This window comes from Pseudomonas sp. S3_G06, assembly GCF_054667565.1.
In genome coordinates this window covers 5555051-5569241 of the sequence record NZ_CP162738.1, presented here as the reverse complement: position 1 = coordinate 5569241, position 14191 = coordinate 5555051, and the positions used below count along the sequence as shown (strand labels likewise).

The following is a 14191-nucleotide window of genomic DNA, read 5'->3' as shown; positions in this document are numbered from 1 at the left end:
CTCCACTCACGCTTTATCTGTCGCCGCCGGCAAGGTGAAACCGGACACCGAACGGCGCAACTGACTGGCCATTTTCGCCAGGTTGCCGATGCTCTCGGCGGTGGCCGTGGACCCCGACGAAGTCTGCGACGTGATCTGCTGGATCACGTTCATCGTCAGCGAGATCTGCCCGGCCGAAGACGTCTGCTGTTGCGCCGCGTTGGAAATGCTCTGGATCAGCGCCGCGAGGGTCTTGGACACGCCTTCGATTTCTTCCAGGGCCACACCGGCATCCTGCGCCAGTCGCGCGCCGCGCACCACTTCGGTGGTGGTCTGCTCCATGGAAATCACCGCTTCGTTGGTGTCGGCCTGAATCGCCCGCACCAGGGTTTCGATCTGCCGGGTCGCGGCGGACGAACGCTCGGCCAGCCGCTGCACTTCGTCGGCAACCACGGCAAAACCGCGCCCGGCGTCGCCCGCCATCGATGCCTGGATCGCCGCGTTGAGGGCGAGGATGTTGGTCTGGTCGGCGATGTCGTCGATCAGGCTGACGATGTCGCCGATTTCCTGGGACGACTCGCCGAGGCGCTTGATGCGCTTGGCGGTGTCCTGAATCTGTTCGCGGATGTTGTCCATGCCGTGGATGGTGTTGTGCACCACCTCGTTGCCTTTGTTGGCGATTTCCACGGAACGCTCGGCCACCGCCGACGATTCGGCAGCGTTGGCCGAGACTTGATCGATGGACTCGGCCATGTCGCTGATCGCCGTCGAAGCTTCGGAAATCTGCTGGGCCTGTTGCTCCGAGGCCTGGGCCAGATGCATGGCGGTGGCCTGGGTTTCCTGCACAGCAGCGGCAACCTGGCCGGCGGTGAGGTTGATGGTCGCCACCAGATCACGCAATTGGTCGACGGAATAGTTGATCGAGTCGGCGATGGTGCCGGTGAAGTCTTCGGTCACCGACGCGGTCACGGTGAGGTCGCCATCGGCGAGGTCTTCGATTTCGTCGAGCAGGCGCATGATCGCGTTCTGGTTGCGCTCGTTCTTCTCGGCCGTTTCGCGCAACTGGCGATTGGTTTCGCGGACCATGACCAGACCGATGAGGATGATCGAGGCCAGTGCCAGCAAGCCCAGCACATAGCCGCCAATGGTGTCGGTGTTGCGCCCGCCGGCCAGATGCTCGAAACCTGTAGCAAGGTGCGAAGCTTCGTCGAGCAGGGTTTGCGACAGGGTGAAGATGTTGCTCGCCGATTCGCGCACCTTGAACAGCTCTGGCGAGGTTTCGAGGATTTCGTCCACCGAGCCGGAAACGAACTGGAACAGCTCGGAGATTTCGCTCAAACGCGCACGGGCGTCGCGGTCTTCGACTTGGCTGATTTTCAGCGCCGGGTTGCCCTGCAACATGCCGTTGAGCACCAGACCGAAACGCGCGGCATCACGACCAAAGGCATCGGCGGCCTGCTGCGAGTTTTCGTCACCGGCGAGCACGGTGTTGACCGCGCCAAGAATGCGTTCAGCCAGTAGCGACTGCCGTTGCGCCATCGCCACCTGCGCCGCCGGGGCGCCGCGCTGGAGCAGGATTTCCACGACTTTTTCGTATTCGATCTGCAACTGCGGCACGGTTTCGGCCAGCGTTGCGGCGACCTGATGCAGCGACAGCACGGTCTGTTCGCTGCTGAGGATCGCATCGGTGTTTTTCAGCAGGCGTTCCCAATCCATTTGCACCGCGCGCATTTCCGGGCGCACGGCGACGGGTGCCGGTGGCAGGCCGGTGTTCGGGTCACCCTTTTTCAGGTAACCCCAGCGCTGGGCAAAATCGTTGCGCGCATCACTGAGCAGTTTGAAGGCGGCCGCCTTGCCCGCCGCCGCTTCGGTGGCGTTCTTGGCGATGCGTTGCGAGAGCACCCGCAGTTCGCCGGCATGGCCGATGTACTGCTTGTCGTAGTTCGCCTGGGTGTTGAGGTACGCGAAGTTGGCGAACAGCAGCATGATGAACACGATCAGTGCGATAAACAGCACGATGATCTGCGCGCGACTGCGCGATGCTTCTGCCGACTTGCCTGTTTTTGCTTTTGTCATCGGTCCTCGCCTTAACCCACACCTTTGAGGCCTGCTGCAATCCCTGTGGGAAGCAACCTCATGATGAAGAAATTTTGTGGCGAGGGGATTTATCCCCGATGGGTCGCGCAGCGGCCCCAAAAACCTGAGTCGTATCGGCTACATCTCAAATACAGGTCTTGGGTCGGCTTAGCCAACCATCGGGGATAAATCCCCTCGCCACAGGTCTGTCTGACCCACAATTTTCCTGATCACATGGCCCATTCCACCCAATGGGTTCTGTGTTGTTCCTGCTATAGAGCCACACCCATGAACACCGGAGACCTGGCCAGTGCAAACAGGCTGAACACCCGCCAGTTCTGTTCACGGCGGAAATAGCCTTTGACGAATTCGGCCTTGGAGCCCTGACGCTTGCTGATCGACAGCGGCTCGAAACTGCCCTGGTCGAAATGCTGCAAGCCGATGACTTCGTCGACCATTACCCCGGCGAACACGTCTTCATGTTCCACCACCAATACCCGCCGCTGTTTGCGCAGCGGCGACAGCTCATGGCCGAAGAAGCCGCACAGGTCCATGATCGGCAGCAGCCGCCCGCGCAGATTTGCCACCCCCTTGACCCACGGCTTGACCCCGGGCAACTGGGTGAAGCGCGGTTCATGCAGGACTTCGCTGACTTCGCCCATCGGCGCCACATACCAATGCTCGCCGAGGCGAAAGCCGATGCCGCTCCAGCGATCCGGGCGCGCCGCTTGCGACGGCAGGTCCGCTGCCAGCAGGCGGCAGCGCTGGTCGATCTGCCAGAGCAGTTCGAACGCGGTCAGCGATTCGTTCATGATCGCGCGATCAGCCGTTGAGTACGTTGTTCAGGGTTTTGATCAGGGTGTCTTCGTCGACCGGTTTGGTCAGGTAATCCTTGGCGCCCTGGCGGGTGCCCCAGACCTTGTCGGTCTCCTGATCCTTGGTGGTGATGATGATCACCGGGATGTGCGCCGTGTCGGCATCCTTGGTCAACTGGCGGGTCGCCTGAAAACCGTTGAGGCCGGGCATGACGATGTCCATCAGCACCGCGTCGGGTTTTTCCTGACGGGCCAGGGCCACGCCGTCGGCGCCGTTCTCGGCCTTGAGCACTTCATGGCCGTGCTTTTCGAGCATGCCGGTGAGTTTGTACATTTCAGTCGGCGAATCATCGACGATCAGGATACGTGCCATGGTCTTCCCCATTTTTCTGGTCGACTGCCGGCCCGCTGGCCGAGCGTCACTGTGCGTGTCTTACTGCGGCAAAACGGCGGCGAAGCCCGGAACATGGGCCTGGATCGCGTTGAGCAGTTCTTCTTTGCTGAACGGCTTGGTCAGAAATTGATCAGAACCGACAATCCGCCCCTTGGCCTTGTCGAACAGACCGTCCCTGGATGAAAGCATGATCACCGGCGTCGCCTTGAAGGCGCTGTTGTTCTTGATCAGGGCGCAGGTCTGATAACCGTCCAGACGCGGCATCATGATGTCGACGAAGATGATCCCGGGATGGTGGTCGGCAATCTTGGCCAGCGCATCGAAACCGTCGATGGCGGTGATCACTTCGCAACCGACATTCTTCAACAATGTTTCGGCGGTGCGGCGAATCGTTTTCGAGTCGTCGATCACCATGACCTTCAAGGCGCTGGACTGCTGTTCCATAAGAGGGTTCTACCGTCGCCTTTGCGAATCAAATTGTCCGTTTTGCTGTGAATAATGGCCTGAAACCCTTGAAACCCATGGGGCGGCGCGATCTGCCAGCCTTTTTAGCACAGTCTCCAGATGCAATCTATCGACGGGTTTTTCCTTGACCCGAAACCCGCCCGGCGCCACTCTGGCGGCACTTTTTCAATACCGATCCGGTAGCCAAATTTCGAGGAAAACCCAATGAGCGTTCGCGTCGGGATTGTCATGGACCCTATCGCCAGCATCTCCTATAAAAAGGATAGCTCGCTGGCCATGCTGCTGGCCGCGCAAAAGCGTGGCTGGGAACTGTTCTACATGGAACAGAAAGACCTGTATCAGGCCGAAGGGCAGGCGCGGGCTCGGATGAGCCCGCTGAAAGTCTTCGCCAACCCGGACAAGTGGTTCGAACTGGACGCCGAACAGGACAAGCTGCTGAGCGACCTGGACGTGATCCTGATGCGCAAGGATCCGCCGTTCGACATGGAATTCGTCTATTCCACTTATCTGCTGGAACAGGCCGAAGCCGCTGGCGTGCTGGTGGTGAACAAGCCGCAGAGCCTGCGCGACTGCAATGAAAAGCTGTTCGCTACGCTGTTTCCGCAGTGCACGCCGCCGACCATCGTCAGCCGCCGCCCGGACGTATTGCGTCAGTTCGCCGACCATCACGGTGACGTGATCCTCAAGCCGCTGGACGGCATGGGCGGTTCGTCGATCTTCCGCCACACCGCCGGCCACCCGAACCTCTCGGTGATCCTCGAAACCCTGACCCTGCACGGCAAGCAGCAGATCATGATTCAGGGCTACCTGCCGGCGATCGTCGATGGCGACAAGCGCATCCTGATGATCGATGGCGAGCCGGTGGATTATTGCCTGGCGCGGATCCCGGCCATGGGCGAAACCCGTGGCAACCTCGCCGCCGGTGGCCGTGGCGAAGCACGTCCGCTGACCGAAAAGGATCGCTGGATCGCCGCCCAGGTCGGACCGACCCTGCGCGAGAAAGGCCTGCTGTTCGTCGGCCTCGACGTGATCGGCGAGCACCTGACCGAAATCAACGTCACCAGCCCGACCTGCATCCGCGAAATCGACAATGCGTTCGGCACTGACATCGGCGGGATGCTGATGGATGCTATCGAAAAGCAGCTGCAAGCTTCGAGCCGCAAGCCACAAGCTTGAAGCCGGCCAGCGTCAGCTTGAAGCTTGAAGCTTGAAGCTGCCCCTATGCAGCTTGTCGCTTGAAGCTCGTCGCTTGCAGCTAAAAACCAACATTGCGTTATCATGCCGAGCCCAAAAAAACGCGATGTTGGTTTTTCTACGATGACTCTGCCGTCCGATCTGCCCGCTGAACTCGCCCATCGTGGCGTGCGCCCGGCCGATCGCCTCGGTTTTACCCTGTTTCTCGCGGCGCTGATTCACCTGGCGCTCCTGCTCGGCGTCGGCTTCACCATGGTCGAGCCGCAGCAGATCAGCAAAACCCTGGAAATCACCCTGGCCACCTTCAAGGCCGAGAAGAAGCCGGAAAAGGCAGATTTTCTCGCTCAGGAAAACCAGGAAGGCAGCGGCACGCTGGACAAGAAAGCCCTGCCCAAGACCACCGAAGTCGCGCCGTTCCAGGACAATCAGGTCAAAAAGGTCACCCCGCCGCCCGCCGCCAAGCCAGTCGTGCAGGAAGCCGCCCCGAAGGCAGCGGTGACCACCGTCGCGCCGAAACCGAAAAAGGCGCCGACCAAGAAAGAAGAAAGCAAAACCGAAGTCAAACCGACCGTCGACGCGCCGGTGTTCGACAGCTCGCAGTTGTCCAGCGACATCGCCAGTCTCGAGGCGGAGCTGGCCAAGGAACAACAGCTGTACGCCAAGCGCCCGCGCATCCACCGCTTGAGCGCGGCCTCGACCATGCGCGACAAGGGCGCTTGGTACAAGGACGACTGGCGCAAGAAGGTTGAGCGCATCGGCAACCTCAACTACCCCGAAGAAGCCCGACGCAAGCAGATCTACGGCAATTTGCGCCTGATGGTCTCGATCAACCGCGACGGTTCGCTGTATGAAGTGCTGGTGCTGGAATCCTCCGGCCAGCCGCTGCTCGATCAGGCGGCGCAGCGCATCGTCCGCCTGGCCGCGCCGTTTGCACCGTTTACCGGCGATCTGTCGGACATCGACCGCCTGGAAATCATCCGCACCTGGAAATTTGCCCGGGGTGACAAGCTCTCAAGCAATTAAAGACCCTGCAAACCCTGTGGGAGCGAGCCTGCTCGCGAATGCGGTGTGTCATTCAATATTAATGTGACTGATCCACCGCATTCGCGAGCAGGCTCGCTCCCACATTGGAATTGTGTTGTCAGCATCTCCAGCTTGTCAGTTCGCCCCTCGAACGCCACACTAGCGCTCATGAAAAACGTCAGCCCCAGCTACCTCAAGCATCACTTCCTGATCGCCATGCCACACATGGCCGACCCGAACTTTGCCCACACCTTGACCTACATCGTCGAGCACACGGCCAATGGCGCGATGGGGCTGGTGGTCAACAGGCCGCAAGACTTGAACCTGGCCGACATCCTCGAACAGCTGCGCCCGGACATCGAGCCGCCGGCGCGTTGCCAGGATGTGCCGATCTTCATCGGCGGGCCGGTGCAGACCGATCGCGGTTTCGTCCTGCACCCGGCGGGCCAGACCTTCCAGGCCACGGCGCAGCTGGACGGCGACCTGGCCCTGTCGACTTCGCAGGACGTGCTGTTCGCCATCGCTGACGGCGTCGGCCCCGCGCAGAGCCTGATTACCCTCGGTTACGCCGGTTGGGAAGCCGGGCAACTGGAAGCCGAACTGGCCGACAACGCCTGGCTGACCTGCCCGTTCAACGCCGACATCCTCTTCAACACCCGCAGCGAATTGCGCCTGGAAGCGGCGGCGCGGCACTTGGGCATCGATCTCAATCTGCTCACCAGCCAGGCGGGTCACGCCTGATGGCCCTACGCCTGATTCTCGGCTTCGACTACGGCACCAAACAGATCGGCGTCGCGGTCGGCCAGGTCATCACCGGCCAGGCCCGCGAGCTGTGCACCCTGAAAGCGCAGAACGGCGTGCCGAACTGGGATCAGGTCGAAGCGCTGATAAAAGAATGGAAACCCGACGCCGTGGTGGTCGGCCTGCCGCTGAACATGGACGGCACGCCCAGCGAGATGTGCGTACGCGCGGAGAAATTCGCCCGCCGCCTGAACGGACGCTACAACCTGCCCTTCTATACCCACGACGAACGCCTGACCACCTTCGAAGCCAAGGGCGAGCGACTGGTGCGTGGCGGGCAGAAAGGCAGTTACCGCGACAACCCGGTGGACGCCATCGCCGCTGCCCTGCTGCTGCAGGGCTGGCTCGATGAAAACACTGCATTGTTTGAATCCTGACAAGCGCTTCGGCGCTTTTCTTTTGGTTATAAACCGAGCTTCGTCCGGCAGGACGCAGCGCGGAATCACGAAGGAGCAACCATGAGCCTGCCCAATCCCGCCGATCTGATCAGCCAGATGGCGACCCGCCTCAAGGCGCACCTTGCCCAGCGTGACATCAGCGAACCGCGTTACATCGGCATCCGCACCGGCGGCATCTGGGTCGCGCAGGCGCTGCTCAAGGAACTGGCCAGCGATGCGCCACTGGGCACGCTGGATGTGTCCTTCTACCGCGACGACTTCAGCCAGAACGGCCTGCACCCGCAAGTGCGCCCGTCCGCCCTGCCCTTCGAGATCGAAGGCCAGCATCTGGTGCTGATCGACGACGTGCTGATGAGCGGTCGGACCATCCGCGCCGCCATGAATGAACTGTTCGATTATGGCCGCCCGGCCAGCGTTACCCTGGTCTGCCTGCTGGACCTGGACGCCGGCGAGCTGCCGATCCGCCCGAACGTGGTCGGCGCCACCCTGACCCTGGCCGGCAACCAGCGGGTCAAGTTGTCCGGCCCCGAGCCGCTGACGCTCGAACTGCAAGACGTCACCCTTTAATCCGCCCTATTGAGAGTCCCCCTCGCGATGACGCCTCTAGATACCAAGCGCCCGCTGCAGCTCAATGATCAGGGCCAGCTGCGCCACTTCCTCTCGCTCGACGGCCTGCGCCGCGAGTTGCTGACGGAAATCCTCGACACTGCCGACTCGTTCCTTGAAGTCGGCGCCCGGGCGGTGAAGAAAGTCCCGTTGCTGCGCGGCAAGACCGTGTGCAACGTGTTCTTCGAGAACTCCACGCGCACCCGCACCACGTTTGAACTGGCGGCCCAACGGTTGTCGGCAGACGTGATCACCCTGAACGTGTCGACATCGTCGGCGAGCAAGGGCGAAACGCTGCTCGATACCCTGCGCAACCTTGAAGCGATGGCCGCCGACATGTTCGTCGTCCGCCACGGCGACTCGGGCGCGGCGCACTTCATCGCCGAGCATGTCTGCCCGCAAGTGGCGATCATCAACGGCGGCGACGGCCGGCATGCGCACCCGACCCAGGGCATGCTCGACATGCTCACCATCCGTCGGCACAAGGGCGGTTTCGAAAACCTTTCGGTAGCGATCGTCGGCGACATCCTGCATTCGCGGGTGGCGCGCTCGAACATGCTCGCGCTGAAGACCCTCGGCTGCCCGGACATCCGCGTGATCGCGCCGAAAACCCTGCTGCCGATCGGCATCGAGCAATACGGCGTCAAGGTCTACACCGACATGGCTGAAGGCCTGAAAGACGTCGACGTGGTGATCATGCTGCGCCTGCAGCGCGAGCGCATGACAGGCGGCCTGCTGCCCAGCGAAGGCGAATTCTACCGCCTGTTCGGCCTGACCACCGCACGTCTGGCCGGGGCCAAACCCGATTGCATCGTCATGCACCCGGGGCCGATCAACCGTGGCGTGGAGATCGAGTCGGCGGTGGCCGACGGCCCGCACTCGGTGATCCTCAATCAAGTGACCTACGGCATCGCGATTCGTATGGCAGTGCTGTCCATGGCCATGAGCGGGCAGACTGCGCAACGTCAATTCGAGCAGGAGAACGCCCAGTGAAGCTCAGCATTCTCGGCGCACGCGTCATTGATCCCAGCAGCGGCCTGGATCAAATCACCGACATCCACGTTGAAGCCTGCAAGATCGTCGCCCTCGGCGCCGCGCCGGCCGGTTTCAGCGCAGTGGAAACCATCGATGCCCAAGGTCTGGTCGCCGCGCCTGGCCTGGTCGACCTCAACGTTGCCCTGCGCGAGCCGGGCTACAGCCGCAAAGGCTCGATCGTCAGCGAAACCCGCGCCGCCGCTGCCGGTGGCGTGACCAGCCTGTGCTGCCCGCCGAAGACCAAACCGGTGCTCGACACATCCGCCGTGGCCGAACTGATCCTCGACCGCGCCCGCGAGGCGGGCAACACCAAGGTGTTCCCGATTGGCGCGCTGAGCAAAGGCCTCGACGGCGAACAACTGGCCGAATTGGTGGCCCTGCGCGACGCCGGTTGCGTGGCGTTCGGCAACGGTCTGGAGAGCTTCCGCAACAGCCGCACCCTGTGCCGGGCGCTGGAATACGCGGCGACTTTCGACCTGACAGTGATCTTCAACTCGCAGGATCACGATCTGGCCGAGGGCGGCCTGGCCCACGAAGGCGCGGTCGCCAGTTTCCTTGGCCTGCCGGGCATCCCGGAAACCGCCGAAACCGTGGCGCTCGCTCGCGATCTGCTGCTGGTCGAGCAGACCGGCGTGCGTGCGCACTTCAGCCAGCTGACCAGTGCGCGCGGTGTTGCCCTGATTGCCCAGGCGCAGGCCCGAGGTCTGAAAGTCACTGCCGATGTCGCGCTGTATCAGCTGATCCTGACTGACGAAGCGCTGATCGACTTCAACAGCCTCTACCACGTTCAGCCGCCGCTGCGCACCCGTGCTGACCGTGATGGTCTGCGTGAAGCGGTGAAATCCGGGGTAGTCTCGGCCATTTCCAGCCATCACCAGCCCCACGAGCGCGACGCCAAACTGGCACCGTTCGGCGCCACCGAGCCTGGCATCAGCAGTGTTGAGTTGCTGCTGCCGCTGGCGATGACGCTGGTCGAGGATGGTTTGCTCGACTTGCCGACGCTGCTGGCACGTCTCAGCGCAGGCCCGGCCGAAGCCCTGCGCCTGCCGGCGGGCAAACTGGCGGTAGGCGGCGCGGCGGATATCGTGCTGTTCGATCCGAAGTCTTCGACGGTGGCCGGTGAACACTGGCTGTCGAAGGGCGAGAACTGCCCGTTCATCGGCCACAGTCTGCCGGGCGTGGTGCGCTATACGCTGGTGGATGGGCGGATCACCCACCAGGCATGACCTGCTGCTGAGGGAGATTGTGGCGAGGGGATTTATCCCCGTTCGGCTGCGTAGCAGTCGCGAAGCCATTGCACGCGGTGGAACAAATCCACCGCGTTCTCGGATTCAGGACCGCTTCGCGGCCCAACGGGGATAAATCCCCTCGCCACTATTTACTGGAAGGCGCCGCGATTCTGCGCGTTGCGCACCGACACCTGATCGTTCAGCGTCCAGAAGTCATACAGCACGCCAATAAAGAACAACCCGCCGGTCAGCAGATACAGCAGGCCGCTGATCCATTTGCCCTGATACATCCGGTGCACGCCGAACACACCGAGGAAAGTCAGCAGAATCCACGCGACGTTGTACTCGATCGGCCCGGCGGCAAAGCGCAAATCCGCTTCGCGATCCATCGCTGGGATCAGGAACAGGTCGATCAGCCAGCCAATCCCCAGCAAACCGAAGGTGAAAAACCAGATCGTCCCGGTCACCGGCTTGCCGTAATAAAAGCGGTGCGCGCCGGTGAATCCGAAAATCCACAGCAGGTAGCCGATGACTTTGCTGTGAGTGTCTTTTTCTTTCACTCGCGGGAGCTGATAGCTGTTCATTAAGACCTCATTGCACTCGATAGATAAATATTCTTCATTTCTTTGTGACTTTTTTACAGGTGGCCGACGTATGGCAAATGTTACCGTTGCTAGCGCGAAACCCTTGTAGAACCTGACTTCTGTCGGACAATTGCGTACTTTTTGAGCGTTTTTGGTTCCGTAGCCGGCGGAATGAATCGATGAACGGCCTCGGAACGGCAAAAAAAGCTGTTATAAAGTTGCGCGCTATCACTTATGAGCCACGCCTAATGCGACCATTTTTCAAGACATGGCTGACTATTTGCCTATTAATGCCACTGGCCGCCCACGCCACCAATCGTGAGCAACGTCTTCCCAACGTCAACGGCTTCACCCCGAAATCCCATGCTTCGGCTCCCTCGAGCAAAAGCAGCAAGAGCAAGACCACCACGCTGAGCAGCAAGAGCCGCAGCAAGCTGGTGCCACCGATGGCGAGCAAGGAAAGCAGCAATGTGCTGAGCCGTGCGGTAAACGTCCTCGGTACACCTTATCGTTGGGGCGGCAGCAGCCCAAGTAAAGGCTTCGATTGCAGCGGTCTGGTGAAATATGCGTTCAACGACGCTACGTTCGACCTGCCACGCACCTCCAACGCCATGGCCAGCGGTCACGGCGAGAAAGTCGAGCGCAAGGATCTGAAGCCGGGCGATCTGATTTTCTTCAACATCAAGAGCCGTCGGGTCAACCATGTTGCCATTTATCTGGGCAACGACCGCTTCATCCACGCCCCGCGCCGTGGCAAAGCGGTGAGCATCGACACGCTGAACAAGCCGTACTGGGAAAAGCATTACGTCGTGGCCAAGCGCGTGTTGCCGAAAGAACAGAGCCAGATGCGCGTGGTTCAACGCTAAAAGATCAAAAGATCGCAGCCTTCGGCAGCTCCTACACTGGGATCAGCGTTTCTCTGTAGGAGCTGCCGAAGGCTGCGATCTTTTGCTTTTGGCGGTTAAAAATTATCCGGCGTACGCGCTTTTTCCCGCGCATGCTCGCGGCTGATCAAGCCCTTGGTGACCAGATCCTTCAGGCACATGTCCAGTGTCTGCATCCCCAGCGACCCGCCCGTCTGAATCGCCGAATACATCTGCGCCACCTTGTCCTCGCGGATCAGATTCCGGATCGCCGACGTCCCCAACATGATTTCATGCGCCGCCACCCGCCCGCCGCCGATCTTCTTGATCAACGTCTGCGACACTACCGCCAGCAAAGACTCCGACAGCATCGAACGCACCATCGATTTCTCGTCGCCGGGAAACACGTCGACCACGCGATCGATGGTCTTCGCCGCCGAGGTCGTGTGCAGCGTGCCGAATACCAGATGCCCGGTTTCGGCAGCGGTCAGCGCCAGGCGAATGGTTTCCAGATCACGCATTTCGCCGACCAGAATCACGTCCGGGTCTTCACGCAGGGCCGAGCGCAGTGCGGTGGCGAAGCTGCGGGTATCTCGATGAACTTCGCGCTGATTGATCAGGCATTTGCGCGATTCGTGGACGAACTCGATGGGGTCTTCAATGGTAAGGATGTGGTGATGGCGATGGGTGTTGAGGTAATCGATCATCGCCGCCAGCGTGGTCGATTTGCCGGATCCGGTCGGCCCGGTGACCAGCACCAAACCGCGCGGCGCATCGGTGATCTTGCGGAAAACATCGCCCATGGCGAGGTCTTCCATGCTCAGCACTTTCGACGGAATGGTGCGGAACACAGCGCCGGCACCGCGATTCTGGTTAAAGGCGTTGACGCGAAAGCGCGCCACGCCGGGTACATCGAAGGAAAAATCCGTTTCCAGATTTTTCTCGAATTCGATGCGCTGGGTGTCGTTCATGATGTCGTAGATCAGATCGTGCACTTGCTTGTGGTCCAGCGCCGGCAGATTGATCCGTCGCACGTCGCCATCGACGCGAATCATCGGCGGCAGGCCGGCCGACAGGTGCAGGTCGGAAGCGCCCTGTTTGGCGCTGAAGGCCAGCAGTTCAGTGATATCCATAGCGTCCCTCAATTCCAGTAGAATGCCGCGAACCTACAGACCGCCGGCGCCTCTTGATGTCCACGATAGCAGACAACATCCTTCAGGTTAGTTCGCGCATCCAGGCAGCGGCCAAAGCTGCGCACCGCGACGAAAACAGCATCCATTTGCTCGCCGTGAGCAAGACCAAACCCGCCCAGGCCCTGCGTGAAGCCTATGCCGCCGGCCTGCGCGACTTCGGCGAGAACTACTTGCAGGAAGCCTTGGGCAAACAGCTGGAGCTGGCCGACCTGCCCTTGATCTGGCACTTCATCGGCCCCATTCAATCGAACAAGACTCGCGCGATTGCCGAGCATTTCGACTGGGTGCACTCCGTGGATCGTCTGAAAATTGCCCAACGCCTGTCCGAGCAGCGCCCGGCCGAACTGCCGCCCCTGAACATCTGCATCCAGGTCAATGTCAGCGGCGAGGCGAGCAAATCCGGTTGCACGCCGGCCGATCTGCCGGCGCTGGCCGAGGCCATCAGCGCCCTGCCCCGGCTGAAATTGCGCGGACTGATGGCGATTCCCGAGCCGACCGAAGAGCGCGCTGAACAGGACGCTGCCTTCGCCGCCGTGCAGACATTGCAGGCGAGCCTCGCTCTGCCGCTCGACACACTGTCCATGGGCATGAGCCACGACCTCGAGTCAGCCATCGCCCAAGGCGCTACCTGGGTGCGGATCGGTACCGCGCTGTTTGGCGCCAGAGATTATTCCCAGTCTTGAACGTTTCCAGATAAGGACCACACATGAGCAACACACGTATTGCGTTTATCGGTGCGGGCAACATGGCGGCCAGTCTGATTGGCGGCTTGCGCGCCAAAGGTCTGGAAGCGGCGCAGATCCGCGCCAGCGATCCGGGCGAAGACACCCGCGCCAAGGTCAGCGCCGAGCACGGCATCGAAACCTTCGCTGACAACGCCCAGGCCATCGACGGCGTCGACGTCATCGTGCTGGCGGTCAAGCCACAGGCGATGAAAGCCGTGTGCGAGGCGATTCGCCCGAGCCTCAAACCGAACCAACTGGTGGTGTCGATCGCCGCCGGCATCACCTGCGCGAGCATGACTGCATGGCTCGGCGAGCAGCCGATCGTGCGCTGCATGCCCAATACTCCGGCGCTGCTGCGTCAGGGTGTCAGCGGTCTGTACGCGACCAGCGAAGTAACCGCCGAGCAGCGCCAGCAAGCCGAAGAGCTGCTGTCCGCCGTCGGCATCGCCCTGTGGCTGGAAGAAGAACAGCAACTGGACGCAGTCACCGCAGTGTCCGGCTCCGGCCCGGCGTACTTCTTCCTGCTGATCGAGGCCATGACCGCCGCCGGCGTCAAACTTGGCCTGCCAAAAGAGATCGCTGAGCAACTGACCGTGCAGACTGCTCTGGGCGCCGCGCACATGGCGGTGTCCAGCGATGTCGACGCCGCCGAACTGCGCCGCCGCGTGACCTCGCCAAACGGCACCACGGAAGCTGCGATCAAATCATTCCAGGCTGGCGGCTTCGAAGCGCTGGTTGAAACCGCACTCGGCGCCGCCGCGCACCGCTCGGCCGAAATGGCCGAACAACTGGGCAAATAAAGGAGCCTTAC

Annotated in this window: 16 protein-coding genes; 10 read left to right on the top strand and 6 right to left on the bottom strand. The window is 61.4% G+C overall.

Annotated features, from left to right (window positions below; all coding sequences use genetic code 11):
• Positions 1 to 6: 6 nt before the first annotated feature.
• The 4 genes from AB4N47_RS24895 to pilG all read right to left on the bottom strand — a co-directional run bounded on the left by AB4N47_RS24895 (position 7) and on the right by pilG (position 3708).
• Positions 7 to 2055 (bottom strand): methyl-accepting chemotaxis protein, encoded by a 2049-nt coding sequence (locus tag AB4N47_RS24895; RefSeq protein WP_041476807.1) that lies wholly within the window; start codon positions 2053 to 2055, stop codon positions 7 to 9.
• A gap of 272 nt (positions 2056 to 2327) precedes the next feature.
• Positions 2328 to 2867 carry a chemotaxis protein CheW gene (locus AB4N47_RS24890; RefSeq protein ID WP_341638105.1) on the bottom strand — a complete coding sequence of 180 codons (540 nt, stop codon included), beginning with the start codon at positions 2865 to 2867 and terminating at the stop codon, positions 2328 to 2330.
• A gap of 10 nt (positions 2868 to 2877) precedes the next feature.
• A complete protein-coding gene (pilH, locus tag AB4N47_RS24885; protein WP_016772744.1) occupies positions 2878 to 3243 on the bottom strand; it encodes a twitching motility response regulator PilH in 366 nt (121 codons plus the stop codon).
• Between the two features lie 60 nt (positions 3244 to 3303).
• Positions 3304 to 3708: a twitching motility response regulator PilG gene (gene pilG, locus AB4N47_RS24880; protein WP_016772743.1), complete on the bottom strand. Its 405-nt coding sequence runs from the start codon at positions 3706 to 3708 to the stop codon at positions 3304 to 3306.
• A 225-nt stretch (positions 3709 to 3933) separates the two neighbouring features.
• On the opposite strand from pilG, the gene gshB reads away from it, so the two are divergent.
• From gshB to AB4N47_RS24845, 7 genes are all read left to right on the top strand, one after another.
• Positions 3934 to 4905, top strand: coding sequence for a glutathione synthase (gene gshB, locus AB4N47_RS24875; RefSeq protein ID WP_042606571.1), 972 nt, complete (start codon positions 3934 to 3936; stop codon positions 4903 to 4905).
• A gap of 141 nt (positions 4906 to 5046) precedes the next feature.
• Entirely contained in the window at positions 5047 to 5946 is a 900-nt protein-coding gene (locus tag AB4N47_RS24870) for an energy transducer TonB (RefSeq protein WP_039757551.1), read from the top strand.
• Positions 5947 to 6114: 168 nt separating this feature from the next.
• Positions 6115 to 6687 carry a YqgE/AlgH family protein gene (locus tag AB4N47_RS24865; RefSeq protein WP_016772739.1) on the top strand — a complete coding sequence of 191 codons (573 nt, stop codon included), beginning with the start codon at positions 6115 to 6117 and terminating at the stop codon, positions 6685 to 6687.
• Entirely contained in the window at positions 6687 to 7124 is a 438-nt protein-coding gene (ruvX, locus tag AB4N47_RS24860) for a Holliday junction resolvase RuvX (protein WP_016772738.1), read from the top strand. The genes AB4N47_RS24865 and ruvX overlap by 1 nt, the downstream gene beginning before the upstream one ends.
• Before the next feature lie 81 nt (positions 7125 to 7205).
• Positions 7206 to 7712 carry a bifunctional pyr operon transcriptional regulator/uracil phosphoribosyltransferase PyrR gene (gene pyrR / locus AB4N47_RS24855; protein WP_024014655.1) on the top strand — a complete coding sequence of 169 codons (507 nt, stop codon included), beginning with the start codon at positions 7206 to 7208 and terminating at the stop codon, positions 7710 to 7712.
• 27 nt (positions 7713 to 7739) lie between these two features.
• Positions 7740 to 8744, top strand: a complete 1005-nt coding sequence (locus AB4N47_RS24850) for an aspartate carbamoyltransferase catalytic subunit (protein ID WP_016772736.1) — start codon at positions 7740 to 7742, stop codon at positions 8742 to 8744.
• Positions 8741 to 10012, top strand: a complete 1272-nt coding sequence (locus AB4N47_RS24845) for a dihydroorotase (protein ID WP_071172226.1) — start codon at positions 8741 to 8743, stop codon at positions 10010 to 10012. The genes AB4N47_RS24850 and AB4N47_RS24845 overlap by 4 nt, the downstream gene beginning before the upstream one ends.
• A 152-nt stretch (positions 10013 to 10164) precedes the next feature.
• Here AB4N47_RS24845 and AB4N47_RS24840 read toward each other — a convergent pair whose 3' ends face one another.
• Positions 10165 to 10599, bottom strand: coding sequence for an NINE protein (locus tag AB4N47_RS24840; RefSeq protein WP_016772734.1), 435 nt, complete (start codon positions 10597 to 10599; stop codon positions 10165 to 10167).
• A 248-nt stretch (positions 10600 to 10847) separates the two neighbouring features.
• Here AB4N47_RS24840 and AB4N47_RS24835 point away from each other — a divergent pair, with 248 nt between their 5' ends.
• Positions 10848 to 11465 carry a C40 family peptidase gene (locus tag AB4N47_RS24835; protein ID WP_341638106.1) on the top strand — a complete coding sequence of 206 codons (618 nt, stop codon included), beginning with the start codon at positions 10848 to 10850 and terminating at the stop codon, positions 11463 to 11465.
• 95 nt (positions 11466 to 11560) lie between these two features.
• Here the strand turns inward: AB4N47_RS24835 and AB4N47_RS24830 are convergent, their stop codons facing one another.
• Positions 11561 to 12595: a type IV pilus twitching motility protein PilT gene (locus AB4N47_RS24830; protein WP_016772732.1), complete on the bottom strand. Its 1035-nt coding sequence runs from the start codon at positions 12593 to 12595 to the stop codon at positions 11561 to 11563.
• Between the two features lie 56 nt (positions 12596 to 12651).
• Between AB4N47_RS24830 and AB4N47_RS24825 the strand changes: the two genes are divergently transcribed.
• Both AB4N47_RS24825 and proC read left to right on the top strand, forming a co-directional pair.
• On the top strand, positions 12652 to 13338 hold the full coding sequence (locus tag AB4N47_RS24825; RefSeq protein ID WP_071172225.1) for a YggS family pyridoxal phosphate-dependent enzyme: 687 nt from the start codon (positions 12652 to 12654) through the stop codon (positions 13336 to 13338).
• Positions 13339 to 13361: 23 nt separating this feature from the next.
• Complete coding sequence (proC, locus tag AB4N47_RS24820; protein ID WP_041476815.1) at positions 13362 to 14180, top strand: pyrroline-5-carboxylate reductase; 819 nt, start codon at positions 13362 to 13364, stop codon at positions 14178 to 14180.
• The last annotated feature ends 11 nt before the right edge of the window (positions 14181 to 14191 follow it).

Coding starts and splice junctions, on each gene's coding strand:
- AB4N47_RS24895 (WP_041476807.1), bottom strand. CDS start 2,055: ATGACAAAAGCAAAAACAGGCAAGTCGGCAGAAGCATCGCGCAGTCGC.
- AB4N47_RS24890 (WP_341638105.1), bottom strand. CDS start 2,867: ATGAACGAATCGCTGACCGCGTTCGAACTGCTCTGGCAGATCGACCAG.
- pilH (WP_016772744.1), bottom strand. CDS start 3,243: ATGGCACGTATCCTGATCGTCGATGATTCGCCGACTGAAATGTACAAA.
- pilG (WP_016772743.1), bottom strand. CDS start 3,708: ATGGAACAGCAGTCCAGCGCCTTGAAGGTCATGGTGATCGACGACTCG.
- gshB (WP_042606571.1), top strand. CDS start 3,934: ATGAGCGTTCGCGTCGGGATTGTCATGGACCCTATCGCCAGCATCTCC.
- AB4N47_RS24870 (WP_039757551.1), top strand. CDS start 5,047: ATGACTCTGCCGTCCGATCTGCCCGCTGAACTCGCCCATCGTGGCGTG.
- AB4N47_RS24865 (WP_016772739.1), top strand. CDS start 6,115: ATGAAAAACGTCAGCCCCAGCTACCTCAAGCATCACTTCCTGATCGCC.
- ruvX (WP_016772738.1), top strand. CDS start 6,687: ATGGCCCTACGCCTGATTCTCGGCTTCGACTACGGCACCAAACAGATC.
- pyrR (WP_024014655.1), top strand. CDS start 7,206: ATGAGCCTGCCCAATCCCGCCGATCTGATCAGCCAGATGGCGACCCGC.
- AB4N47_RS24850 (WP_016772736.1), top strand. CDS start 7,740: ATGACGCCTCTAGATACCAAGCGCCCGCTGCAGCTCAATGATCAGGGC.
- AB4N47_RS24840 (WP_016772734.1), bottom strand. CDS start 10,599: ATGAACAGCTATCAGCTCCCGCGAGTGAAAGAAAAAGACACTCACAGC.
- AB4N47_RS24835 (WP_341638106.1), top strand. CDS start 10,848: ATGCGACCATTTTTCAAGACATGGCTGACTATTTGCCTATTAATGCCA.
- AB4N47_RS24830 (WP_016772732.1), bottom strand. CDS start 12,595: ATGGATATCACTGAACTGCTGGCCTTCAGCGCCAAACAGGGCGCTTCC.
- AB4N47_RS24825 (WP_071172225.1), top strand. CDS start 12,652: ATGTCCACGATAGCAGACAACATCCTTCAGGTTAGTTCGCGCATCCAG.
- proC (WP_041476815.1), top strand. CDS start 13,362: ATGAGCAACACACGTATTGCGTTTATCGGTGCGGGCAACATGGCGGCC.